The organism is Enterocloster sp. OA13 (assembly GCF_022440595.1).
In the GTDB taxonomy this organism is placed as follows: domain Bacteria; phylum Bacillota; class Clostridia; order Lachnospirales; family Lachnospiraceae; genus Enterocloster; species Enterocloster hominis.
On record NZ_JAKNTF010000001.1, the window covers coordinates 6,328,387 to 6,353,869 of the forward strand.

27 protein-coding genes are annotated in these 25,483 nt (G+C 45.5%); 25 read left to right on the plus strand and 2 right to left on the minus strand.

Features of this window, described 5'->3' with window-relative positions:
* The first annotated feature begins 18 nt into the window (after positions 1 to 18).
* The 20 genes from MCJ35_RS28295 to MCJ35_RS28390 all read left to right on the plus strand — a co-directional run bounded on the left by MCJ35_RS28295 (position 19) and on the right by MCJ35_RS28390 (position 17,104).
* Positions 19 to 312: a hypothetical protein gene (locus MCJ35_RS28295; protein ID WP_002572708.1), complete on the plus strand. Its 294-nt coding sequence runs from the start codon at positions 19 to 21 to the stop codon at positions 310 to 312.
* A complete protein-coding gene (locus MCJ35_RS28300; protein ID WP_002593036.1) occupies positions 309 to 716 on the plus strand; it encodes a hypothetical protein in 408 nt (135 codons plus the stop codon). Before MCJ35_RS28295 ends, MCJ35_RS28300 begins: the two co-directional genes overlap by 4 nt.
* Positions 709 to 1,839: a baseplate J/gp47 family protein gene (locus tag MCJ35_RS28305; RefSeq protein ID WP_002593037.1), complete on the plus strand. Its 1,131-nt coding sequence runs from the start codon at positions 709 to 711 to the stop codon at positions 1,837 to 1,839. Before MCJ35_RS28300 ends, MCJ35_RS28305 begins: the two co-directional genes overlap by 8 nt.
* Positions 1,840 to 1,849: 10 nt before the next feature.
* Positions 1,850 to 2,662 (plus strand): hypothetical protein, encoded by an 813-nt coding sequence (locus MCJ35_RS28310; protein WP_002593038.1) that lies wholly within the window; start codon positions 1,850 to 1,852, stop codon positions 2,660 to 2,662.
* On the plus strand, positions 2,662 to 3,024 hold the full coding sequence (locus MCJ35_RS28315; RefSeq protein WP_002593039.1) for a phage tail-collar fiber domain-containing protein: 363 nt from the start codon (positions 2,662 to 2,664) through the stop codon (positions 3,022 to 3,024). Before MCJ35_RS28310 ends, MCJ35_RS28315 begins: the two co-directional genes overlap by 1 nt.
* Positions 3,025 to 3,036: 12 nt before the next feature.
* The gene (locus tag MCJ35_RS28320) at positions 3,037 to 3,645 is read left to right on the plus strand and encodes a hypothetical protein (RefSeq protein ID WP_240299727.1); all 609 of its coding nucleotides are present in this window, start codon (positions 3,037 to 3,039) and stop codon (positions 3,643 to 3,645) included.
* 353 nt (positions 3,646 to 3,998) lie between these two features.
* Positions 3,999 to 4,994 (plus strand): tyrosine-type recombinase/integrase, encoded by a 996-nt coding sequence (locus MCJ35_RS28325; protein ID WP_002593041.1) that lies wholly within the window; start codon positions 3,999 to 4,001, stop codon positions 4,992 to 4,994.
* A 1,520-nt stretch (positions 4,995 to 6,514) separates the two neighbouring features.
* On the plus strand, positions 6,515 to 6,691 hold the full coding sequence (locus MCJ35_RS28330) for a hypothetical protein (protein WP_002593043.1): 177 nt from the start codon (positions 6,515 to 6,517) through the stop codon (positions 6,689 to 6,691).
* Positions 6,691 to 7,143 carry a hypothetical protein gene (locus tag MCJ35_RS28335; RefSeq protein ID WP_002593044.1) on the plus strand — a complete coding sequence of 151 codons (453 nt, stop codon included), beginning with the start codon at positions 6,691 to 6,693 and terminating at the stop codon, positions 7,141 to 7,143. Before MCJ35_RS28330 ends, MCJ35_RS28335 begins: the two co-directional genes overlap by 1 nt.
* 4 nt (positions 7,144 to 7,147) lie before the next feature.
* The gene (locus MCJ35_RS28340; RefSeq protein WP_002593045.1) at positions 7,148 to 7,294 is read left to right on the plus strand and encodes a hypothetical protein; all 147 of its coding nucleotides are present in this window, start codon (positions 7,148 to 7,150) and stop codon (positions 7,292 to 7,294) included.
* A 422-nt stretch (positions 7,295 to 7,716) separates the two neighbouring features.
* Positions 7,717 to 7,926, plus strand: coding sequence for a hypothetical protein (locus MCJ35_RS28345; protein WP_155858430.1), 210 nt, complete (start codon positions 7,717 to 7,719; stop codon positions 7,924 to 7,926).
* 52 nt (positions 7,927 to 7,978) lie between these two features.
* Positions 7,979 to 9,325 (plus strand): ATP-binding protein, encoded by a 1,347-nt coding sequence (locus MCJ35_RS28350; protein WP_025484127.1) that lies wholly within the window; start codon positions 7,979 to 7,981, stop codon positions 9,323 to 9,325.
* 200 nt (positions 9,326 to 9,525) lie between these two features.
* Entirely contained in the window at positions 9,526 to 9,711 is a 186-nt protein-coding gene (locus tag MCJ35_RS28355; protein WP_025484126.1) for a hypothetical protein, read from the plus strand.
* A gap of 325 nt (positions 9,712 to 10,036) precedes the next feature.
* Positions 10,037 to 10,186, plus strand: a complete 150-nt coding sequence (locus MCJ35_RS32405) for a flavodoxin (protein WP_353656092.1) — start codon at positions 10,037 to 10,039, stop codon at positions 10,184 to 10,186.
* A 1,075-nt stretch (positions 10,187 to 11,261) separates the two neighbouring features.
* Positions 11,262 to 12,092 carry a histidinol-phosphatase gene (locus MCJ35_RS28365; protein ID WP_034576935.1) on the plus strand — a complete coding sequence of 277 codons (831 nt, stop codon included), beginning with the start codon at positions 11,262 to 11,264 and terminating at the stop codon, positions 12,090 to 12,092.
* Between the two features lie 116 nt (positions 12,093 to 12,208).
* Positions 12,209 to 13,306 (plus strand): ABC transporter substrate-binding protein, encoded by a 1,098-nt coding sequence (locus MCJ35_RS28370; RefSeq protein ID WP_025484122.1) that lies wholly within the window; start codon positions 12,209 to 12,211, stop codon positions 13,304 to 13,306.
* Between the two features lie 18 nt (positions 13,307 to 13,324).
* Positions 13,325 to 14,164, plus strand: a complete 840-nt coding sequence (locus MCJ35_RS28375) for an ABC transporter permease (protein ID WP_025484121.1) — start codon at positions 13,325 to 13,327, stop codon at positions 14,162 to 14,164.
* Positions 14,164 to 14,952, plus strand: coding sequence for an ABC transporter permease (locus tag MCJ35_RS28380; protein WP_240299728.1), 789 nt, complete (start codon positions 14,164 to 14,166; stop codon positions 14,950 to 14,952). The genes MCJ35_RS28375 and MCJ35_RS28380 overlap by 1 nt, the downstream gene beginning before the upstream one ends.
* A gap of 84 nt (positions 14,953 to 15,036) precedes the next feature.
* Positions 15,037 to 16,041 carry an ABC transporter ATP-binding protein gene (locus MCJ35_RS28385; protein ID WP_008724383.1) on the plus strand — a complete coding sequence of 335 codons (1,005 nt, stop codon included), beginning with the start codon at positions 15,037 to 15,039 and terminating at the stop codon, positions 16,039 to 16,041.
* Positions 16,042 to 16,120: 79 nt separating this feature from the next.
* On the plus strand, positions 16,121 to 17,104 hold the full coding sequence (locus MCJ35_RS28390) for a PHP domain-containing protein (protein ID WP_051400601.1): 984 nt from the start codon (positions 16,121 to 16,123) through the stop codon (positions 17,102 to 17,104).
* A 293-nt stretch (positions 17,105 to 17,397) separates the two neighbouring features.
* Here the strand turns inward: MCJ35_RS28390 and MCJ35_RS28395 are convergent, their stop codons facing one another.
* A complete protein-coding gene (locus MCJ35_RS28395; RefSeq protein WP_008726829.1) occupies positions 17,398 to 18,579 on the minus strand; it encodes an ISL3 family transposase in 1,182 nt (393 codons plus the stop codon).
* A 465-nt stretch (positions 18,580 to 19,044) separates the two neighbouring features.
* On the opposite strand from MCJ35_RS28395, the gene MCJ35_RS28400 reads away from it, so the two are divergent.
* The 5 genes from MCJ35_RS28400 to spoIIID all read left to right on the plus strand — a co-directional run bounded on the left by MCJ35_RS28400 (position 19,045) and on the right by spoIIID (position 23,631).
* On the plus strand, positions 19,045 to 20,073 hold the full coding sequence (locus MCJ35_RS28400) for an ATP-binding protein (RefSeq protein WP_240299729.1): 1,029 nt from the start codon (positions 19,045 to 19,047) through the stop codon (positions 20,071 to 20,073).
* Positions 20,070 to 20,819: a PD-(D/E)XK nuclease domain-containing protein gene (locus MCJ35_RS28405; protein ID WP_025484115.1), complete on the plus strand. Its 750-nt coding sequence runs from the start codon at positions 20,070 to 20,072 to the stop codon at positions 20,817 to 20,819. Before MCJ35_RS28400 ends, MCJ35_RS28405 begins: the two co-directional genes overlap by 4 nt.
* Before the next feature lie 174 nt (positions 20,820 to 20,993).
* The gene (locus MCJ35_RS28410) at positions 20,994 to 22,805 is read left to right on the plus strand and encodes an ATP-dependent nuclease (protein WP_008724390.1); all 1,812 of its coding nucleotides are present in this window, start codon (positions 20,994 to 20,996) and stop codon (positions 22,803 to 22,805) included.
* 51 nt (positions 22,806 to 22,856) lie between these two features.
* Positions 22,857 to 23,168, plus strand: coding sequence for a hypothetical protein (locus tag MCJ35_RS28415; RefSeq protein WP_008724391.1), 312 nt, complete (start codon positions 22,857 to 22,859; stop codon positions 23,166 to 23,168).
* Positions 23,169 to 23,355: 187 nt separating this feature from the next.
* Positions 23,356 to 23,631: a sporulation transcriptional regulator SpoIIID gene (gene spoIIID, locus MCJ35_RS28420; RefSeq protein ID WP_008724393.1), complete on the plus strand. Its 276-nt coding sequence runs from the start codon at positions 23,356 to 23,358 to the stop codon at positions 23,629 to 23,631.
* Positions 23,632 to 23,729: 98 nt separating this feature from the next.
* Here the strand turns inward: spoIIID and MCJ35_RS28425 are convergent, their stop codons facing one another.
* Entirely contained in the window at positions 23,730 to 25,265 is a 1,536-nt protein-coding gene (locus tag MCJ35_RS28425; protein ID WP_025484113.1) for a sodium/proline symporter, read from the minus strand.
* Between the last annotated feature and the right edge of the window lie 218 nt (positions 25,266 to 25,483).

Consider the following 25,483-nt stretch of genomic DNA (forward strand, 5'->3'; position numbering starts at 1 on the left):
GAAGGAAGGGGATTCAAAATGGCCGGTTTTCTTGACGAATTTGTCAAACTGACGGTGAATGAGACCATAGGGACAGACTATCCGCATATACGCCATCCGGCCCTGTGCCAGGCAAAGGTGATGGAAGGGACCGTGAAGGATGGGGCATCGTATGTGACGCTGCGGCTGCTGAAGGAAAACGGGGAGACGGATGAAGCCTTTCCCGCGATTCCTTATATAAGGACGGAGCAGGTCCTGAAGAAAGGGGATGTAGTGGCAGTCGGGCTTTTATATGGGCAGTGCCGGCCGTACATCCTGGGGAGATGCTTATGATACTGACGGAAACGGACCTGATGTTAGACGATACCGGGCAGCCGGTCCCCCTGGCATCGGGAGAGGAAGCACTGGCGGGCGGCCTGGACTGTTTCCTGCAGGACATCCGCCTGGAGGCCCTGACCATGGAGGGGGAATGTTTTTTTGATTCCGATTACGGATGGTCGCTGTTGGATTTCTGCCACCGGGAGATAGGCGAACTGGAGGAGCTGCAGATAAAGAACCGGGTCACGGAAAAGTTAAGGAAGCGGGATGAAATCAACCCGCACAGTATTGGGGTTGGCGTGTCCCGGATGGGGGATGATATAGTGAACATCCATGTGGGATTTAAGATTGCAAATGAGGATGTGTCCTATCAGATGGACCTGGAACTGGACGGGGCGGAGGTGAAACTCGTTGATTGATGAAAGCATTCTGGATGAAATCATACCGGTCCCTGATGCCGATACAAAGATGCAGGAGCTGAAGGAGGAGCTGGCGGCGGAAGGGTTTACCATCACCAAGTGGGGCAGCGGAGGCGTCTTTTACTGGCTGACACGTATCTGCGTGCAGATACACATCGAGCTGCTCCGTCTGGCGCGGACCATCCTGAACAACCAGTTCCTGCGGCATGCGGAAGGCAGGTGGCTGGAACTGAAGGCGGCGGACTTTTCCAAGTTCCGGAAGGCGGCGACCCGGACCCAGGGATATGTGACCCTTGTCAGGTCCGATTACGGGCAGGCCCTGACCGTGACGAAGGGACATATGTTCAAGACGGCCCCGGACATCAACGGGGATGAGCTGGTCTACTACACGTTAGAGGATACGGTGATACAGGCCGGCCAGGCGGAGGGCAGCGTGCTGGTGGAGGCGGAAGCGGCCGGAGCGCGCTACAATGTGAGTGAGGACCAGATAAGGGTAAGCATGATATACCTGGAGGGCGTGTCGCAGGTCACGAACCGGCAGGGATGGATATATTCCGAGGGGGCAGATGAAGAGAGCGAAGCCGGCTTACGCAGCCGGACCCTGTCCAGCTGGGAGGAACTGTCCACCAATACCACATCGGCCAAGCTGAAGGCAGCCGTGGAGGCCATCCCGGGTGTGATGTGCGCCTACATTGATGACCAGCATCCAAGGGGGCAGGGAACGGTGGATGTGATTGTGGTGGGGACGGCGGGGGAAGCCAGCGAGGAGCTGGTGCGCAAGGCCCAGGCGGCGGCGGACCAGCTGAAGGATAATTACGAGGACTACCTGGCAAAGTCCGGAACCATCACCTATCAGGATGTGGACATCACCCTGTACCTCAAACAGGGGGCAGGGGTGACGGATGTGGAGGAAACGGCCCGGTCCCTGATAGCGGGGGCCATGTCCCTGTCCAACCGGACGGACTTCAACTTATTCTTACAGGATGATATCCGGTATGTGCTCCGCCAGAGCATACCGGACTACCGTAAGACCGTATTCACGGCCCCCGCAGTGGACGTGGAGCTGCCGGCCGGGAATGTGGTCATGCTGGGGAGTATCACGGTCAAGGTAAGGAACACATAGGAGGGACGCCATGCTGGAGACATTCGGGGAATATATGTATTATCTGCTGTCCACGCCCTTCAAACAGGCAAGGAAGGCCAGGAACCAGTGGTATATCTATTTCAAAGTGACCGGGCGGCTGTTCGATGAAAACAAGACCATGCTCCGGCGGGCACGGGAGGAAGGCATGGTAAGGACAGCCAGCCCACGGATGCTTCCGGAGCATGGCCTGGACCGGAAACTGACGCGCTATGAGGGCGAAACCTGGGAAAACTTCCGGGTACGGCTGATGATGTATGCAGACACCTGCCGGCTTGGCGGGACGGAGGTGGGCACGCTCCAGGCGGTGCGGTCCCTGGGCTTTACCGATGTGGAGATGGTGCCGGCGTATGAACTGGAGGGCAGCCGGGAGCACTGGGCGGAATTTTATGTCATCCTGTCCCGGGATATAGATGATTCCTTTGACCTCGGCCATGATATCATCCGCCGGGAGGTACGGCGGGTAAAGAAGGTAAGCGGGCTGGACCGTTACCGTTTCCTGTACCGGATTCAGGACGCAGGACTGGAAGAATGCATCCGCCCCCATGACATCCTGATACGGGCGGAGATGCGCTGGTATAACAATAACATCCTGAACGGGGAGCACGACAACGATGGAAGCATCCATCATGACAATGTGATTGGAAACCACCTGCCCTACCTGCACATACGCAGCCGGATGGAGGAGGATGAGGAGGGAAGGCTGACATGTACAACCTGGCATCACTGGAGAATCCATGATGGGAGCACGTACAATGATGGAGCCAAACATATGGATGCACAAGTCATAGAGGAGGAAATCTGATGGCAAGTACAACGATAACCAAGTTGAGTAAGAATAAGATACTGAAGGCCAGGGCGGGCATCAAGGCATTGCCGGCAGTCACACAGATGGCATTTGGGAACGGCGCGGACGGGACGCCATCAGAGGATGATAACACCTTGAAAAACGAGCTGTTACGGAAGGACCTGAGCAGCATCGAGCAGGTGACGGACACCAACTTCCGGTATATCTGTACCTTATCCAGGGAGGAACTGGCCAACACGTCCATCAATGAGATGGCATTGTGTGATGCGGAGGGTGACCTGGTGATGATACGCACCTGTTCGGACAAGAACAAGGATGATGACGAGGAGATGACCTTTGCGTTTGACGATATCTTTTAGGAGGCAGGGAAGATGGCGAATTTTGAGATAAATGAAGAACAGGCGGCGCTCATCCGGGAGTTGAGAAAGCTGGAAACCTCAGACCCGGTCCACGCGGATGTATACAATGCCCTGTTCGGGAAGCTGATTAACAATGATGCATTCCTGGAGCGGCTGGCAAACAAGATGATAGAAAAAAGCATGTTGTGCCATGTGCTGGACAGCGTCAACACACAGCAGGTCCTGGCAGCGGATGTGGGACCCAAAATCACGAAGATAACAGACGGGCTGCAAAAAAGTATTAGTGGGCTCAATACGGATTTATCAGACCATGGAATTGTTAAGGCATATTCTGGGGATGCCGTCATTAATTCGGATTGGGTAAGTGCTGGAACCGTGGTATACAAAGTCCTTAACGGTACGTGTTTTGTGGATTTTGATATCACTGTAAAGGAGATTACAGCAATAAACACGCTGATTGTAAGCGGACTGCCTGAATCAACAATCGTCAGGCACGGGCGCATTACAGGCTGGGAAAACGGCGACATTTCTATGCCGTTTTACTTAAATAAAAAGGATATCATTGCAAATCCCTGTGGTGCAGGGAGGTATGCAGGATGTCTTTCCTTTTCAATTATATAGTTCGCCAACCGGTCCAACCGATTCCAGCAAGAGTATAACTTCGGACAAACAAGTTAGTATCTGACACTGCAAAAGCAACCTGAATAGCCCAGGCAAGCTCAAGAGACATACCGATAACAAAGCCATTACCAAATCCACTGACTCCCTGCTTATATGGTGTATTGAGTGTATTATTATCCCAAATTGCCATTACTACCGTCTCGCTTTTACCCTCAGTAAGGAAATTGCAGTCAGCAACTCTGCTCGCAAACCTGTTACTTAAATCCGTATTGCGCACAGTAAAGCAGTCTGGTGCTGCCAAGCTTCCTATCATACAATAAAGATACCAAATTTATTGTATGGAGGTAGAACAAATGGATGAAGTAAGGTTAAAAGATGAGCTTATGGCCAGGTTGTCCAATGAACTGGACCGGCCTGCGCTGCAGGTGATTGACGGGGCACTATCGTCAGTGTTGCGAAACTACGAAATATCCAAAAGGGAAACCGGGTTGAGTACCAACATAATCAGCTTTCCAGAATTGGATATTTTCATCGGGAAAATCAGGTTTGAAAATTATTCGGTTAGTACAGTCAATCAATACCAGCGTTTTTTGACGGACTTACTGATTTATGTAGGTAAGCCAGTACAGGAAATCGCGGGAGAGGATGTGGTGGAATGCCTTAATTATTATGAGCAGGCTAGAAAGATTAGCTCCAGCACCAAAGACCACAAACGGCGCATTGCAAGCTCCTTCTTTACTTTTCTACATGAACGAGGCTACATCTCAAAAAATCCTATGTCCACCGTGGACCCAATCAAGTATGTAGCAGAAATACGGGAGGCATTGACCAGCCGTGAAGTAGAGAAATTGCGTATTGCCTGTGGAACCAATATCCGTGACAATGCAGTTCTGGAGCTGTTCCTGGCAAGTGGTTGTCGTGTCAGCGAAGTGGTCAGTATGCGGGTAGAAGATATGGACCTTCAGGCGGGATGTGGGAAAGTATTAGGAAAGGGAAAGAAGGAGCGCATGGTGTTCTTTAATGACCGTGCGATGGAATATTTGGAACGATATTTGGGGGACCGTAGGAGCGGGGCTGTGATACTATCAAAAAGGGCACCTTATCAAGGATTAAAGAAGAATGCCCTGGAGAACATTATCCGGAAGATTGCAAAAAAGGCAGGGCTGGGTAAGCGGGTATTTCCGCATTTGCTGAGGCACACATTTGCCACGCGTGCATTGAACAAAGGTATGCCGCTTCCAACATTATGTGATTTGATGGGGCATTCGAGTGTAGAAACCACCAGGATATATGCAAAAAATGGTGCCGGAAAGATTAGATATGAGTACGACATGTATGCTGCATCCTAACTCTTAAAATCTGACAGGATTTTTTTGGCCTGCCAGATGGGAGGCTTACTTAAAGTACGCTTATGGGGGATGTTGAGCACAGTTATAATTATATAGAATTGTTATGCGTGCTATATTTTTGCATTTCCGGGCATAATACGGATTTATCAATGAGTGCAGTCACACTGATTGAAGATATCATAGATTCTGAGATAACGGGTGAAATATACTATCGTGTAAAAGCAGGCATATGCTACATAAGGTGCCGGATTATTACGCCATCTGCTACTGCAAGGGAAAACGTGCTTATTTGTAGTGGGATGCCTAAATCTGCCATAGGACAAAGCCGCTACTGCTCGAACGGTATAGGAACTGCTGCTATAGGTGTGGTTTACATTGATAATAATTCGACCGAACTGAAGATTAATTTGTCAGGCCAGGCGGGGAATGGATATGTTTCCTTTTCATATCCCATTAATCAATAAATGATTATTTTCGGATAATCGTATACCAGAGCGTGACATTAACAGCTGTACTATTGAGGTTACGTAAATCAATAATAGCCTGGTTATTATTGCAATATATGGCCCCTAAATTAACCCATGTAGACCCGCGAACGGTAGCATATAGGCGATAATCAGTGCCTACATTATATTGACTTAGGTTAAGAGTGACACGGTATTCTCCGTTAGCAGGGACGGAAAATGCATCGGTGTTCCCATGTATTATATCTGCGTTTGTAATAACCTTAGTGTCATCCATATATGCTGTGCCGTTATCATGGATACCAAGGGTATGTGTTTTATCGGGTGACCGTAAAGCAGTTTTATATGTAGACTTGATTATTACATCTGCTAAATCCGTATTGTACACAGCAACTAAAATGAATAAAAATGAGTTTTTGATGAATTAACATACTGATGTGCGCAATACGGATTTAATTAACCCATTGCTTATAAAAACATTTACATATTCACAATCCATAACTCTTGCGCCTAATGGTGGACAGGAGATACGTATACCGATTACTGTACCAGATGGATATATGTTTCTATGTGTTACCAATGTAAAAAGCAATGGGAACGTTGCATACGCATGTTACATAGCGTCATCTTCAAACATCCTGACTTGTTTCGTGGGCAATGACCGAAATGAGCAGAAAATAATCCCGCAGGGTATTTCGGCAGATGCGCTGTTCATGAAAAAATGGTGGTGAATAATCATTTAAGCTATTGCAACTTTCCAGTCCATGAATCTTTCCAGGTACCATCAGTATCTAAAAATCGCAATGTAATACGTTTCTCGCCACTGTAGTAGAAATGTATTGCGTAGCCTGCTGCCATCGACATATTGTAATAGGAGCGAAAACCGAATGATTGGTCTGCATCATCGAAAAAAGGCTGTATTATAGCTACTTTTTCAAAGTTAAAACATGAAGCAAGTAATTTTAAATCCGTATTGCGTGATACTATGCACTGATTTTTATCATTTATATAACCACAAAGTCTAAATATTTATTCAAAAACAAGGAGGACAAGATTATGTCAAAACAGAAGAAAGAAATAGGACCGGATTTTGCAGAAAAGCAGCCAACTCCATATCTGTATGATGCGCCGGCAAATGTACCATTTCCGGGAAAACATCAAAGTGGTAAAGGGGGACCATCTGATTGCAATAACAACGGTATAGATGATTCAGAAGAAGAGGAGGAAATGTGATGTCAAGATTGGTCACTATGACAGGAATATCCGTTCCAGTTTTTAATGTAATAAGGAACCAAAATGTTCCATCCCTAGAAGTTCAAATATTACAGTCTCAGGCCCAGGAAATTGACCTGTTGAAACTTTTCAAGACAGAGAGTGAGCTTTCTACACTTACTTTGATGTCAGACCAGGGAATCCTCGAAAATCAGTACATGAATTATTCTAAGTTAGATACATATAACATTCAGAATGATTATATTGTTAAAGAAGCTATAGGGGGCTGGCCAGCTATTGTGGATGAAGAAGGCCATACCGTTTCAGAAGAGGTGACGGCAGAGCCAGCTCTAATTGATAATCTGATTACAATAAGGCTGTTGAAAAAAAGTGATTTAGAACGTAAGGTAGATAATAACGTGCAGTTGATTGATGCCATGTCAGTAGCACTTGCTCAAATAATGGGAGGTTGACTTTATGGAAGCATGGAAGAAAGTAATATTCGTTAATTCGATAAAAGTAAGACTTCAAAATGGAGAGGGAAGTGCGGAAGAGATAATTAACTCCTATGCGAAATTGACGGATAGCGAGAAGGAAATTCTTAAAGCAGAATTCTCAAAATAAGTGACAAAAACGGGAGCTTGAAGAGAACTATTTCAGGCTCCCGTTTTCCCAAAATATTTTGCCAAAAATGTTGAGAATATTTGCCAAAAATGTTGGGCGCGCACAATTTTTATGGTATAATGTTCGTAAATGAAACATTATATTTGTGTCAATATCAGTAAAAAGAATAAACTTAAACCTGATATTTCTGAGATATGGGTTTACTATATGAGGAATGGAGGGATTGAAATGCATATAAACTGGGAAAGCTTTGCTGCATATAATCATGATGCACGCGGAATTCGGTTTAAGTTTGAAGACCTGTGCCGTCAGTTATTTGCAAATGAGAATCTCACTGGAAATAAGCAGTTTAGATATCTTCATGCAAACCCAAACAATCATGGACTGGAGACAGAACCTATCTATGATGAAACGAATAAGCGTTGGATTGGTTTTCAAGCGAAATTTTTGATAAGGATGTAGATTATGGGCAGATAAAACATTCCTCAGAGAAAACGGTAGAATATTCTACAGGTAAGGAAGGAATTGTTAATGTCGCGGATTATTCCATTACAAAGTGGAGTGAGTGGGAAGCAGTTTTCATATATGAAGGAAGCGATATAACAGGTGAAATCCTTAAACTTCAAAAATAGGCACAAAGTGTTAAAGTATTATGACTTCTACATTGAGGTGGGAGGAAAGTGAATGGCAGAAAACCAAAACACAGAATGGAAAGAATCCTGGCGTGATGAGTATTTAAAGTGGATTTGTGGTTTTTCTAATGCTCAAGGTGGCAAGATATATATTGGAACTGCTGATGATGGTACTGTGATTGGGGTGCCAGACAGCAAAAAGTTGCTTGAAGATATTCCGAATAAAGTAAGGGATATCCTTGGCATTATTGTGGATGTGAATTTGTTGACACAAGACGGAAAGGACTATATTGAAATTTGTGTGAATCCCAGCAGCTATCCAGTAAACTATAAAGGAGAGTATCATTATCGCAGCGGCAGTACAAAGCAGCTTCTCAGAGGAGCATCTTTGACAGAGTTTTTACTGTCTAAAACAGGGTATAAATGGGATGCTGTTCCAGTCGATGGTGTTACTGTCGAGGATTTAGACAAAGAGAGTTTTGATATTTTCCGGCGAGAGGCCCTACGGAGCGGGCGTATGACAGAAGAAGACCTGAATATGGGCAATGAACAGCTTTTGGACAGCCTTGGTCTTTTTGAACAGGGCAGGTTAAAAAGAGCGGCAATTCTTCTGTTTCACCGCAATCCGGAGAAATGGGTTACAGGTGCGTATATCAAAATCGGATATTTTGGAGAAGGCTCCGACCTGCGCTATCAGGACGAGATTCATGGTTCATTATTTATACAGGCGGACAGGGTTATAGAATTGATTTACCTGAAGTACATGAAGGCAATCATATCTTATGACAATGTCACCAGAATCGAGACGTATCCGCTCCCAAAGGCGGCTGTCAGGGAGGCAGTATATAATGCGATTATTCATTCCAATTATGCAGCATTAGTGCCGATACAGATTCGGATTCATGAGGATGCGGTGTATATCAGTAATGACTGTGTATTTCCGGTAGGATGGACGATTGAAACATTGATGGAGCGCCATCGCTCACAGCCTTATAATCCGAATGTAGCCAATGGATTTTTCCGGGCAGGATATGTAGAAACATGGGGACGTGGGATAGAAAAAATATGTGAGGCATGTAAAAAATACGGTGTTCCGATGCCGGAATATACACTTCATTTAGAAGATATCATGGTGAAATTTACACCTTTAGGACAAAAGAACTTTTTAAAAGATCAAAATGTCCTAATAAATGACCCATTAAATGACCTATTAGATGATTCTTTAGAGAAAATAATATTATCAGCAATAAGAGAGAATCCTCATATAACGCAGGCACAACTAGCTATAAAGCTGAACCGTTCTGATAGACAGACAAGAAGAGTTATAAAAGAACTGAGAGAAAAGGGGATAATTGAGCGTATGGGCAGCCGAAAATCAGGACAATGGATTGTAAAATAGTTTTTAACCAAAGAAGATAGGCGAAACAGGTACTTGCTCCCACTAAACCGCCTGTTTTGCCGGAAAGTACTATTCCTGACAATATATAGCCCCTATCCTGTACAACCCTGTATAGGATGATGTACAGGATAAAGTCTCAAAAAGGGTAAGAATGCATTTTAAATGGTGCGTTAAGCCAATTGAAGGAATTCCGAAAGAACATGATAAAAAAGAAGGATACACGAAACAACCAAATATATTTACCAGATAATTTTACAGGCCGTATGGCAAGATTGTATGATTTGGAGAGAGATAAGGACATCTTGCTTTGGGGTTTCTCCACAGATGTAAGTGAGACCGTAAAAAAGCAAGTGGAATGGATATTAGGGCATATAATAACAATTTAAACAAAAGGCTTAATTACCAGAAAAGGTAGTTGAGCTTTTTTGTGTCTTTGGAAGAATATATACAGAGAAAACAGGAAAATAAATTATGCCTCGAATGTATAACAGTTCATGAAATTCAAGTATTTATTTTCTCAATAAATTTTATAATGAGATTATAAGGCATATTCAATATATAACTAAAAAGCGTGTATTGTGTTGGAAGCCTTTTTATATAAGCATTTTACAAAAAATACCAATTTTATTTTCCAATTTGGTAGTATGTAGCGCCAACCATTGGAACTCTTTCCTGGAGCAGTATGATCTTTCGGGGAAGACGGTCATACCGATGGCAACGTCAGGAGGCAGCGGTATGGGGAATACAAACAGGGAACTTGAATTATCCTGCCCCGGAACAATATTGAAGGAAGGCAGGCGGTTCTCGGTAAATGTCAGTGAAGAGGAACTGAAGGCATGGATAGGAGAAGTTGGTATCTAAACCAGTCCTTTAAATTTGGGTGTATTAAAATTGGCGCTCTGTATAGCAGCAAATATAATATCAGTGGAGCCGGAATATAAGGAAATAGATACGACGGCAGGATTTGGAGAATTTGTTTGAAGGGGCGACGATAAAGAACCGTTTCTTGAATTAAATGAATATAGCATCCAGAGATTTATGCAGTACCCGGATATTGATTCCGAATTCCATAACATCCGCCACACTTATCTTAGGGATTTTATCACCTCTTTGTATGTATGGCACAATCCCGATTGTAGCTTCCTTTGCAGGAAAAGGGATGAGAGGACTGGCTGCCTTTATGATGAGTTCGGTTCATTTGAATCCGCAGCTTATGGTGTACACGGCTGCATTGGGGTTAATCGCTGTGACCTGACCGTAAGACTGGTTTCCTGTATGCTCTGTGGAATTGCAGCAGGTATTCTGGTGGCTGTTTGTTTTCGGAAAAAGAAGTTCTTTGATTTTACAGATTTTGAGGTGTGGCAGAGCCGTGATACTGATTCCATTCTGGTGTTCAGTCTTAAAAAAATATCGGACAGAATATGAAGTGACAGGAGGATATTTTCTCTTTGGAGTATTCTTGCCTGCTGTGTTCCAAAGATATGTACCACCCAATGCATTTGCACATTTGTTTGGCTCGGAGCATGAAGGATTTGGAGTCCTGATGGCTACAACAATCGGCGTGCCTCTGTATACTTGTGGCGGTCATTATCAGGGCTGTACCTGTCCACTACAAAGCCATAGATGAAGTTCCGGTCAATCGCTTTATCAATGATCCTCTTTTCTTGTCCTTATTATGAGTTATCCTAGAAATATCCCGCCTTCCTTTGATACGTCCATTGTACCAAGAGCTATAAAATCCCAAAAACAAGAGATTCTTCTGCACTTATATTCGCCACCATTGAATGATGTAAAAAGATGGAAAAACCCATGTAAAGCTTACGGCAAACCCCTTGAACCGCTTAAAGGAATGGTCTATAGTCATAAAAAGGCTGCCCCATAACGGGCAGACATAGGGAAGGAACGGCCCGGAAAATAAAAAGGAGACTATGTGATTATGGCACTGCTGGCAGATTTTCACACCCATACAAGCTACTGTGACGGAGCAGGTACGCCCCGGGAGATGGTGGAGACGGCATATAAAATGGGATTTACGGATTTCGGAATATCAGGGCACGGGGATTATTCATTCTGTACACCTGGATTTGGGATGCCGGATATGAGGTTGGAACAATATAAGCAGGAACTTCGCGGGCTGCGGGATGAATATAGGGGAAGGATGAATGTGTACATCGGAATCGAGCTGGACTGCCTGGGTCCGGTCCAAAGCGCGGACTACGCAATCGGTTCCACCCACTGTATATGGAAGGATGGGGAGTATGTGCCCGTGGATGATACCGGGGAGGCGCTGGCAGGGGCTGTGGGACGCCTGTGGAAGGGGGACTGGTACGCCTTTGCCAGGGATTATTATGAGGTGGAGGCCACGGTGTATGACAGGACCCGCTGCCACTGGGTGGGACATTTTGACCTTCTGACAAAGTTCAACCAGGGGAACCGGTACTTTGATGAGACAAAGGACGATTATCTGGAGCCGGCGCTGGCAGCCATGAAGAAGCTGAACAGCCAGGGGGTTTTGTTTGAAATCAATACGGGGGCGGTTTCCAGGGGATACCGCAGCCAGCCCTACCCGTCCGGGCTGCTGTTAAGGGAGCTTAAGGGTATGGGCGGAGGGATTATCATTAATTCAGACAGCCACAGATGTGATACCATCGGTTATCAGTTTGAACAGGCGGTGGGGCTGGCAGAAGCCTGCGGCTTTCGCGGGTCATGGATGCCATGTTATGTAAATGGTTCCCAAACCCTGGAAATGATATATAAAAGATTCTGAGGTAAGGATTATTTTTCCAAAAACTTTACAGGATGCTGATTATGGACTTTACATGGTTCTTTTATACTGATACATGTGTTTACATATTTTATTAAATTGGCGAGGAGATGACTTAAATGAAAAAAAGAGGTTTATGCGTTATTCTGTCAGCAGTCCTGGCAGCAGCTTCCATGACAGGATGTTCCGCTAAGGCGGCGGCTCCGGCAGCAGACTTAAACGCTATGGGTGTGGATGAGATACTGGCAGAGGCAAAGAAAGAGGGAAGGGTCGATTCCGTGGGGATGCCGGATACCTGGGCAAACTGGATAGGGACTTGGCAGGATATTAAAAGTGATTATGGCCTGGAGCATACCGATACGGATATGTCATCTGCGGAGGAGATTTCCTTATTTGAATCTGAGAAGAAGAATGCCACCAAGGACATCGGTGATGTGGGACAGGCATTTGGTCCCATTGCAGAGGAAAAGGGAATTACATTAAAATACAAGACAAGCTACTGGGATTCCATTCCTGACTGGGCTAAGGATGGCGACGGGGACTGGATTATCGGCTACTACGGCACCATGACCATGATGACCAATAAAAAGCTGGTTGCGGAAGCGCCAAAATCCTTTGAGGATCTGCTTAACGGTGATTATAAGGTTGCGGTAGGCGATGTGACTGCAGCAAACCAGGCCCAGTTTGCAGTTCTGGCAGCAGCCATTGCCATGGGAGGAGATGAAGGCAATATCCAGCCGGGACTTGATTATTTCCGCCAGATTGCAGAGCAGGGAAGGCTGGATTTGGGAGAATTTTCCATGGCCCGTATTGAAAAAGGCGAAGTAGGGGTTGCATTCCTGTGGGATTACAATGCGCTTGGCTACCGTGACCAGTTTGTGGAGAATAACCCGGATGCGGATTTTGAGATTAATATACCTTCTGAAGGCTCCATCCAGAGCGGTTACTGCACTATCCTGAACGCATATTCCCAGAGGCCCCACGCAGCGGCCATGGCCCGTGAATTCATCCTCAGCGACAAAGGACAGATTAATCTGGCAAAGGGCTATGCCAAGCCTGTCAGGGATGTGGAACTTCCCGCTGAAATCAAGGAAAAGATGCTTCCTGACGAGCAGTATGAGAACAGCCGTATGGTAAATGACCAGGCCGCATGGGACAAGACCACCAAGGAAATCGGAACCCTTTGGCAGGAAAATGTGGTGGCATATGCTAAATAATGCAGGGGGAGTGAAATCGTGAAGAAACGGACGTATCTGGCCGCCCTTCTCCCCTTTTTGATACTGGCAGGAATGTTTGAAATCCTGCCGGTATTCACTATTATGGTGAAAAGTTTCATGCCCGAGAGCGGGGAGCTTGGCTTTACATTCCAAAATTATATGAATATATTCAGCAAGCCGTTGTATTATACGGCTATCAGGAACAGTTTCATCATATCTGTTGTCTCATCCGTCATTGGTCTTATGGCGGCGTTCATAGGAGGAAAGGCGGCCTGTGAAAAGGGCGGAAAGGCCAAGAAGGTATTCATGAGCGTTCTTAACATGGTATCCAATTTTTCCGGGGTGCCGCTGGCATTTTCCTTCATCATCCTTCTGGGCAATTCCGGGGTAATCACCATTCTGGGCAGGAGCCTGGGAGTGCAGGGAATGGCGGAATTTCCGCTTTACACCGTATGGGGGTTGATGCTTACATACATATATTTCCAGATACCACTTTCCACCCTGCTTTTGATCCCGTCCTTTGACGCCATCCGCAAGGAATGGAAGGAGGCGGTAAGCCTGCTGGGGGGAAGCAGCCGCGTGTTCTGGATGAAGGTGGGGATTCCCGTGCTTCTGCCCAGTATCATGGGAACATTTTCCACCCTTTTTGCCAATGCCATCTCAGCTTACGCCACGGCCTATGCGCTGTTGATGAATAACTTTTCCATCCTGCCGATCCGTATTGCGGAGCAGTTCAAGGGGGATGTGGTGCAGCGGCCCCAGTTCGGAAGCGCCCTAGCGGTGCTCCTGATGGTTATGATGACGGTGTCAATCCTGATTACCCAGTCCATAACAAAGCCGAAGGGAGGAGGACGGTAATGGAAAAAAAGAAAACCGGACCAGTGGTTGTCCTGTCCGTGATAGGGATTTACCTGCTGATACCCCTCTTTTTTACGTTCCTCTATTCGCTGTTCAGCGAGTGGATGGATATCATGCCAAAGGGATTTACCCTGCGGGCCTATGTGGAGATTTTTTCTGACAGTGCGTTCTGGATGTCCATTGGAAGGACCGTCCTCATATCCATCCTGCCCATTGTCCTCTGTACGGCCGCCGTGCTGCTGGCCATGTATGTGGTAGTGGTCTACTGCCCGGGGCTGGACCAATATATGCAAATACTATGCACCATTCCATACGCCATCCAGGGAGTCATCCTCCCCATCAGTGTCCTGGCCCTTTATGCCAATGCGCCGGAGCCGTTCAGCAACCGTGTATTCATGCTGACCTCCACCTACTGTATTGTGGTGCTTCCCTACATTTACCAGGGAATCAGGAATAACCTGAACGGAATGAATGCGTCCAGGCTGATTGAGGCCGCACAGATGCTGGGAGCGGGAACCTTTTATTCATTTTTCCATATAGTGGTGCCCAATATCATGAATGGGGTCATGGTGTCAGCCATGCTGGCCATGGCCATTGTGTTCGGTGATTTCGTTGTAATCAATACCCTGGCGGGAAATTATTTCCCTACTGCCCAGATGTATCTGTATGATGTGATGAAGAAATCCGCCCAGAGGACATGCGCCATCATCATCGTGCTGTTCTGCGTGACGCTGCTGATATCCGGATTTGTGTTCCTGCGTGGCAGGAGGGACGGGCAGGAACGATAGGCGGGAACCATGGACAGGAAGCTGGGGGCAGGAACGGCAGACGCATTGCATGAAGAAAGGAATGCATGGAGAGAGGAAGTAAACATGGCATATATTGAATTCAGGAATATAGATAAATTTTACGGGGCAAACCATGTGCTTAAGGGAATCAGCCTTGATATTGAGAAGGGACAGTTCGTGACCTTGTTAGGACCCTCGGGATGCGGGAAGAGCACGCTGCTGCGCTGCCTTTCAGGACTGGAGGCGGTAAATGGAGGACAGATTTTCCTGGACGGGGAGGATATCACGTCCAAGGAGCCAAAGGACAGGAACATCGGCATGGTATTCCAGCAATACAGCTTATTTCCCAACATGACGGTGGAGGAAAACATTGCCTTTGGCCTTAAGCTTAAGAAAATGCACCCGGATACAATCCAGGAAAAGGTAAAAGCCGCCATCCGTATGGTGGAGCTGGAGGGAAAGGAGCGGCAGCATCCGGCCAGCCTTTCCGGCGGGCAGCAGCAGAGGGTGGCGCTGGCAAGAAGCATTGTCATGGAGCCAAAGGTGCTGCTTTTGGATGAACCCTTAAGCGCCATTGACGCCAAGCTGCGCAAGTCCCTTCAGATCAGTATTAAACGGATTACAAAGGACCTGGGTCTGACGTCCGTGTTCGTCACCCATGACCAGGATGAGGCCATGGTGATGTCTGATGTGATTAACCTGTTCCACGATGGGAGGATTGAGCAGTCCGGTGACCCGGTGACCGTGTATACAAGGCCGGTCAGCAGCTTTGCGGCCAGTTTCATCGGAAGCTACAACCAGCTGACGCCTGAACAGTTTGCCCGGATGACCGGGAAGGGACGTTTGGGTGAGACAGCCATACGGCCGGAGACATTTTCCATATCATCATCCCCATTGGGCAATAGGGATGAGTACCAGTTTGAGGGGATTGTGGAGGATGACATGCCCAGGGGCAATGTGCTGCGGTACCAGGTAAATGTAAAGGGCGTACAGATCCATGTGGATGTGCTGTTCCGCAGCCATGTGCTGTTCCATCAGGGCGACAGGGTATACCTGTCGGTGGCGGAGAGGAACTGTATCCCGCTGTAGGGTGCATCTGAAGATGGTTTTTTGTCATCTGTGTGTCCAAGAAAGCAATGATTCAGATAAGGGCCAGGAGGGATTGGGCTTGATACAAGATCAGAGAGGTTTTACACCGGAAGGAAACTGGTACAAGGGCAATATCCACAGCCATACCACCAATTCAGACGGAAGGCTGGCTCCCGCTGAGGCGGTCCGGCTGTTTAAAGAAAACGGATATAATTTCCTGTGTTTTTCAGAACATGATTTATATACGGATTACAGGAAGGAATTTGACTGTGAGGATTTCATCATACTGCCTGGACTTGAGGCATCCGCAATCCTGTGCGGGGAGGACGGGCCACATAAATGCCTTAAGGTCCATCACATCCACGGCATCCTGGGAACCCGGGCCATGCAGGAGGAGGCAGGACAGAATGTGTTCAGGGAAAGGGAAGCCATACGGCCGTCTGTATCCTACGGGACATGGGACGGCGCGGGCGAGGCGGGAAGGCTTTGCAATTACCTGAAAAGCCGTGGCTGCATCACGGTCTACAACCACCCCGCATGGTCCAGGGTGGCGCATGAGGAATTCGTCCATACGGATCATCTGTGGGCCGTGGAAATCTTCAATTACGGCACTGTGAATGAAAGCGGCACGGGTTATGATACTGCCGGCTGGGACAGGATGCTCAGGGATGGGAAGAAGGTATTTGCAGTGGCAGCGGATGACAATCACAACGGAGGGGAGTTTGATGATGCCTGCGGCGGCTATATCATGGTGCGGGCAGGTAAACTGACCCATGAGGACATCCTTCAGAATATGATAGCCGGCAATTTCTATTCATCGGCAGGACCGGAGATATACAACTGGGAAATCCGGGACGGCAGGGCCTGTATCCGGTGTTCCCCGGTATACAGGATTGATTTTATTGCCGGGAACCATATAAATGCCGGGGGTTCCATTGTCTGTAAGGATATTGAAGGGACAACCGGGTATGGGGAATACAGGCTGACCGGGGATGAGGACTATATCCGGGCGCAGGTAAGCGACCGGTATGGGCGGACTGCCTGGACCAATGCGTTATTTTGACGGACCGGCTGTTGGGGGGGGGGTGGGATGGATGAAGTAACCTTATGGGGGACTTTTTAAATAAATACTTAATAAATGTGAAAAAGAGGGGTGTCCTTATACAAATGGACTCCCCTTTTTGAGTAGTAGAATAAACTTGTCCGCCTTATTTATTGGGCTCTTTGTCAATAGTTGGGGTGGGATTTGTAAAATCCCGCCCCAATTCTATGAAAAGGGCCCTTTTTATGTTTAGTTCCAGGTTTTACTGATTTTGGGCATGCCAAATAAGCCTCCGCATTACCGACCTTTTTATCCTATGATGTACAGTGAAGTATCCGGGTTCGGAACCGTTTGAAATTCCGGATTCCGTAGCTACTCCGTTTTAATACCTTTATCTTGTTGTTAAATCCTTCTGTGGGACCATTTGTCAACCCGTATTTAAAGGCATTCAGGATTTCTTTTCGCCAGGCCCTGTAGGTCTTAGCACAGGCTTCAAATTCCTTGATCCCACAGCTCTGTGCATTCGTAATCCAGTCATCAAATTCCTTCTGCTGCTGACGATACGCTTCCATCTGGCAGATATCATAGAACCACTCTTTCATCCGGTGTGCCAGACGTAGATCCTCGCTATAGTGAAGCATTAAATCACAGGCCTGTTTGTTCTCATCCTTCAGCTTTTTATAGCGGGTCAGAATGAGTTTCCGGCTGCGTTTATAATACTTACGCAGAGAAACCGGCATGGACCGCTGCAGTCGTTTGCGTACATTTTCAATCGCCCATGTCACCTGCCGGATGAAATGATATTTATCCACGATGATTGTAGCGTTTGGAAAGAAGGTCTGTGCAAGTTCGGTGTAGGGGCGCCACATATCGCAGACGAAGAACTTTACCTTCAGGCGTTCTTTCCTGGGAATGTTCCGCCAATAATCAGCCAGATGGCTCTGGGTCCGATCCGGGAGAATGTCGAGGATCCTGCGCTTTTTCGGATCAACCAGAATGCACTGATATTTACCGGTAGAAGCATTGCCTTTGAATTCGTCAATGGAAAGCGCTTGCGGAAGCTGGTCAGGCGGAGAATAGCAAATCGTGTCCAGAAGGCGGCAGACCGTCTGGACGGAAACACCGGTAAGCTCTGCAATCTGTTTTAAGGAAAAGGTCTGCCGGAGCAGGGAGACAATGTAAAATGCCAGCCTGCGGGTCCTGCGGTGGTATCTGGGGAGGAACGAATAGGGTTCCGTGAACCGTTTGCGGCAGTATGGGCAGAGGTAGCGGCGTTTGCGAAGGAGCAGGATAACTTGTTTTCCCAGTAAGGGAATGTCCTGGACCTCTTGTAAACGGTAATCATGAATCCGTTTTGTATTAGCCCCACAGCAGGGGCAAGTCTGTTCTACCGGTTGGGACTGGATGAAAATTTTAATGAAAGAGTCTGCCTGAACCACTTTTTTAATAAAAACACCTTCCAAGTTAAGGAAAGCCTTGGTATAATTAGGGTACATCTATAAGGGGTCACCTCCATAACATTAAACTTTGGTCGGAATAATGGGTTTGGGAGGCTTCTTATAGATGTATTTTATTACAATCAAAAGAATGTTGGAAGTGTGCTTTTCAGCACACCCCAACATTCAGTATAGAACCATTTATTGAAATAAAATGAGATTAAAATGATTAATAATGGGTAAAATATTATAAAAGACAATAATATATATAAAAAACAATTAATATGATTTAAATCTTATGGATATTGGTATATAATAATAAAAAGCCTAATAATAAAAAACCTAATTATAAAAATGAGGGGAGATTAAATGCTAAAATCAGAAGAAGTTTTTAAACCAGGCGCATTTCCGGATTATACATATGTATCCAGAAAGTTTGCTTCACCCAACATTTCATACGAGTTAAGATTGAAACAGGCATTGAAGATATCTGGCTGTCTGACTTCCCTGATAGGACCTTCCAAGATGGGAAAAACCATTTTGTGCGAAAAGGTAATTGGCTTTGACCATATCATCGAAGTGTCGGGAGCGGACTTTTCCGGCAATGCAGACTTTTGGGAAGTAGTCGCGGCCAGGGCGGGATTGCCATACCAGGGAGAGTTCACGATAACAAAGAACATAAAGGATGAATATCAGGATGAGGGGAGTGGGAGGACAGAAAAATTTGTCCTGACCAAAGATAAGGTAATCAACTACTATAAAGAGAAAAACTATGTATTGGTTTTAGACGATTTCCATTATGCCCCAGATGAAAAACGCTTACAGATTGCCCAGCAGCTAAAAGATGCCATACGGCGTGAATTCAAGGCGGTAGTAGTCTCATTGCCGCATCGTTCGGATGATGCTATACGGCAGAACGCTGATCTGTCAGGAAGGCTGAGCCTGATTAATATTGAGCCTTGGGAAGAACAGGAACTAAAAGAAATTGCCATAAAGGGATTTAAGGAACTGGGAATAGAAATATCGGATGCAATTGCTAAAAATATAGCCGTCGAAAGCCTTACGTCGCCCCAGCTGATGCAATACATCTGTTTGAGTATCTGTACATTGCTGGAAAGTGATGAGAAGAAGATAGAGCGGATAGATGAGTCTGTTTTAAAGACCGCATACTGCTTCACAACCATGAATTTTGAATATCAGGATGTAGTAAAGGTAATGACAAAAGGACCAAACCCAAGGGGAAAGAGCCGCACTATATTTGAGACAAAGGATGGCAAGCATTTAGATATATATGGTCTGCTCGTAGAGTCCCTGGCTAAAAACCCACCTATTATGAGCCTGACGTTTGACGATATCAAAGAAAGGGTTGACAGGTTGATTAAACCAGAGGGGAACAAACCCGGGAAGCAGGCATTGAAAGACAGCCTGAATAAGCTGCAGGAACTACTGACGGGAAGGGAAGATATTTACCGGGTGTTGGAGTGGAAGGATGGGATTGTTTATATTACAGATCCATTGTTCTTGTTTTATTTAAGATGGGGGAGAGAATCTTGACGACTGTTCTGGGAAAAATGATGGATAGCTTAGACGCAAGTGAAACAGAAATAGAATATAGGGCGCGGCTGGAGGAACTGAAGGAGACGCTGGCTGGTTTGGATGTTGACAATAACGTTCTGAAAAAGGTAAATGTACTTTCCGGTTACATGGAAAATAAGTTCTCTTATGAGGATACCTTAAAGAATATGAAAACAGCGAAAGAATGGGTGCTTTCTTATTTGACGGAGCAGATGTCCGCTATGCCCGGCAGCTATATGGAGACTGAAAACAGAATATTATGCCTGCAGGAAATTCTGGAAAAGTTCGACTTGTTTATGGAGGCATTTTTTGAAAAGGAACCCCATGGAAAGGCGGGTATTGATAAAAGAGCAATGAGGTCGCTTGAGATTAAAAATGAATATGACGTCCAACATATCTTATATGCGCTGCTCAAACCTCTTTTTCCCGAGGCCAGGACAGAAGTGCCGGAGGACACCGGTTTTTCGATGGTGCGCACAGATATATGGATAAAGGAACTTTCAGCAGTTATTGAAATAAAATGTTCCAGGGACTCCATGAGCATAAAGAAGCTGACCGAGGAAATCGCTGCGGATATGGTTCACTATCAGGCCGAACATATATTTTTCTTTTTATATGATAAAAATAAAATCATTGACAATCCTTATGCGTTTAGGAGCACTTACCAGCGGGTGATGGATGGCAAGGATATCCGTATCATCATCCACCAGCCTAAAACCCTGTAAGTGGGGCATATCGAAGAATAGGAAGCGGCTATCGTATTATGCCTTTTTATGTATAATTTTTGAAATATATGTTAAGGTCTTTATGATGATATATGTAAAAATGATTTACATTGCAATAGTTAGAAAACAGATGTAAAATATTTCTGTACTTAGAAAACTGAAAAGGAACAAAAGATGAATTTAATATGTGAAGTAACTATTAAAAATTTTCGCTCTATAGTGAGTCAAACTTTTATGACTCTTAGTATGAATATATTTGTTGGACTCAATGATGCAGGGAAGTCTAATTTCCTGAAAGCGTTGAATTTGTTTTTTAACAATGAAACTGACAATGGTAGAAAATTCGATTTTGATGTTGACTATTCAAACTTAGCTCCACAGCGAACGAAACGGGCAAAGGAAATTATTATACAGATTAAGTTTGAAATACCTACTAATTATACAGATGCAGGTTTCATAATATGGACAAAAACATGGCGGGCAGATGGTCTGTATTCTGATAAAAAAAACAGGGAATTTGCTAAATATTCTAAAGCGGCTACATTGTTAAATCGCATTAGATATAAATACGTTCCTGCAGTAAAAGGGGATGATTATTTTAGACAGTTGCTTGGTAGCCTTTATAGTAGTATATCAGTTAAAGCGGATAGTGAATTTATCAAGCTGACTGAGCAATATTCCACGGGACTTAAAGAATATACACAACGTATAAGCGATATTGTGGAAAAGAGTATAGGTATAAACAGTATTCTTGTTATGCCACGTAATCAATCTGATATTTTTAGTCAATTATCTTTTCTGACTCAAGACAATTCGTTAAATGAAATACTATTAGATCAGCGAGGAGATGGAATAAAAGCGAGGCATATCCCGGCAATACTAAAATTTATTGCTGAACAAAACAACAAATCAGTAGCAAGAGGTTCTGTTCCTTATACAACAATCTGGGGTTATGAAGAGCCTGAAAATGGTATGGAAATGTCAAGATGTTTTGATTTGTCGCGTGAATTGTCGAATTATTCAGAGGATATACAATTATTCATTACGACACATTCTCCTGCGTTTTATTCAATGAAAGATAAAAATGTAAGGATAATACATATTTGCAAAGATAAAACGAATGATGCTACTATTATTCATGAAAAAAATGATCCACAAAGTTTGCACTCTGCGATTGGCATTCTTCCACTAATTACACCTTTTATAGCGCAGTTGGAAAATCAACTGAAATCGGTTAATTCTTTGCTTAATGATAATTTTCTTAGTGATATACCTACCATTTGTGTCGAAGGGTTTACGGATAGGGAAGTTTTGAGACTGGCAATAAAGGTTCACTCGCCTGAACTATTTGACTTAATTAGAGAGGGAAGGATAAGAATACTAACAAGAGATGAAGGATGTGGTACAACACAGCTGAGAAATTGGGCGGAGGCCTGGAACTTAGTAGGATTTAAAAATAAATTATATATATTATTTGATAAGGATAAGGCCGGGAAGAGGGCAAAAGATGAGATAGATAAATTCAATAGTGCAATAATCAAAAGCCAGTATTATAAACCTTCTGATGAAATAATAGAAGCAGAGAAGTCAATGATTTCTAAAGGGGATTTTTTATTTGAAATGGAACATCTTTTTTCTACAGAGTTTTGGAACCTTATGAAACAGAAAGAACTTGTAGAGGAGCGGAGTACACAAGAACTGTTTGAAATGTATCAAGCTAATATGACTACAGATAGAACGTTAAATACAGTAATTTCGGAACTGGTTCCTAATGATGTAATAAGAAATACGATTGTAAAGCTTAATCCACATAGTGACAAAAAGGCTGCTATTGTAAGATTATGCCAAGAAGAATTTGATGCAGGAAACACGGCAATCTTTAATGGCTATAAGCGAACCGTTTATGATTTGGCAAGGAACTTTAAAGATTGTTTTTATGATAAGGAAAGTAATAGATACGAACAGCCCCAATCACTGGTTTGTTAGATAGTAACGTAAAAATCAGATATTACGCCGTGGTTTGCAACCTATGGAAAGATGAAAGGAGAACGGGATTTTTATGTCAGAAGTCTTCTGGATTATGAGAATTATGGAATAGAGGTGAAAGCAGGAAGTAACGCCGGTAATACTGTAACCCGCTTGTTAAAAGATGATAAGATAGATTATCCCTATTATTTGAAGGGGATACCTATGGGTGAAAGACATGAGATGGAAAAACCAGGACAGTTCCCTGTTTGGTGTATAGGATTGCTTTTGATTTGGGTGTATGGTAGCATAACTACTGTTTTTCAATCAAACAAATCAAATGCTAATATTGTGAAAATTGGGTGTCACTATGATGACATATGAAGAATATACATAGTATTTAATTGATATTGAACAGAGCGTGTTGACCGATACTATAATATACCTTATCGTATTACTTATTATAGGGACAAACTGACGTATTAAAAATATTTCCGCTAAATCCGTACGAGGTGGTGCTAATCCCAGGATTTTCCGCATATGATGTAAAAAAATCCTCAGGAGACTCACTTTGAAGGAGTATATTGAAGAACGTGCGGTAGCCATCGCCAATTACATCATAGACCACAATGCCACGGTAAGGCAGACGGCGAAGAAATTCGGGATAAGCAAATCCACGGTACATAAGGATGTAACTGACAGGCTGGAACACATCAATCCGGGGCTGGCTGCCCAGGCAAGGATTGTACTGGACGTAAACAAGTCCGAGCGCCATATCCGGGGAGGGCTGGCTACCAGGGAGAAATACCAGCACAGGCTGGCAATCTGCAGTAAACAGGAAGATTAAGCTGATATAAGGGCCAAATAAGAAAAACCACTGTTCCGGGCAGGTATGACTGTGCCTGGGACAGTGGTTTTACGTTGTCTAAGACTTATGGGCCGGTATTATCTTCCTACAGAATCAAACTCTTCGCAGATTTCTGCAGACGGCGCAGCGGTTGCCAGTGATACAATCACGATGGCAGCGCAGGCCACCAGGAATGCGGGGAGCAGTTCGTAGATATTCCATGCCCCGCCAAGGGGCCGCACGCCGTATTTCCATACGAATACCATGATACCGCCGGAAACCATGCCGGCCAGGGCGCCCTTGAGGTTGCTGCGCTTCCAGAACAGGGCGAACAGCATGACCGGGCCAAAGGAGGCTCCAAAGCCGGCCCAGGCAAAGGATACGATGGTGAACACGGAACTGTCGGGATTCCATGCCAGCGCAATGCCTACCAGCGCAATTCCCACAACCGTAAGGCGGGCAGCCATCATGGATGTTTTGGTGTCCATCTTAATCTTAAGGAAATCCTGGAGCAGGTTCTGGGACACCCCAGACGCGGCGGTCAGCAGCTGGGAATCAGCCGTGGACATGGTACATGCCAGGATTCCGGCCAGGACAACGCCTGCCACGATGGACAGCAGCAGTCCATGACGCCCCAGCAGGTCGGCCAGACGGATGATGACGGTCTCTGACTCGGAACTGGAGGAAAAGGTGGGGATGCTGCCTGCGACGGAAGCGCTGTAGCCGATGATTCCAATCAGGATTGCCACGAACATGGAGATGACCACCCAGATGGAGGCAATGCGTCGCGATGTCTTCAGCTTATCCTCATGGCTGATTGCCATGAAACGCAGAAGGATATGGGGCATGCCAAAATACCCCAGCCCCCACGCCAGGGTGGAAAGTATGGTGATGAATCCATAAGGGGAGGCCGTATTGTCCGCCATGTTATGGATATGGGTCATGCTCAGATATCCTGCGAGGGAACGGGCATTGTCCGCCACCGCATCCCAGCCCCCGGCAACATTGACCCCAAAGAATACAATGATGACCAGGGCAATGCTCATGACGATACTCTGGATTAGGTCCGTGGTGGAGACAGCCATAAATCCTCCCAGGACCGTGTAACCGATGATGACAATGGCGCCCACAATCATGGCTGCATGGTAATTTACGCCGAAAAGGCTGTTGAACAGGGTCCCCACAGCCTTAAAGCCCGAAGCCGTATAGGGGATGAAGAAGATAAGGATGACAATGGCGGCAATGCACATCAGTATGTTTTTCTCATCCCTGTAGCGCCGTGAGAAAAAGTCCGGGATTGTGATGGCGTCACAGGCCACGGAATAACGGCGCAGGCGCTTTGCCACAATCAGCCAGTTCAGATATGTACCTGCTGCAAGGCCGATGGCAGTCCACCCTGCGTCTGCGATACCGGTAAGGTATGCCACTCCCGGAAGCCCCATAAGCAGCCAGCTGCTCATGTCCGATGCCTCGGCGCTCATGGCGGTTACCAAGGCTCCCAGCTTGCGGCCCCCCAGATAAAATTCGTCGGCTGAATCACCGCCGCCTTTTTTGCTGAAATAGAAACCTACGTAGACCATGGCAGCCAGATATATGATGATGGCAGCCAGAATCCCTATTTGTCCTGTACTCATGTTTTCCCTCCTGTTTTCAATCAATTCAGCTTTTCAATCAATTATAGTGCATGCACCATATGTACGATACATTTTCGATATATTTATGATATATCTACATATTCATAATATATCCACGATACATAAAGCTGCATGGTGCTGCATTATATTGGCCATTACATACATTTCCCCGGAACCTGTCAGCCCGGGGAAAACGGAAGTAGCCATAATGTGCACAT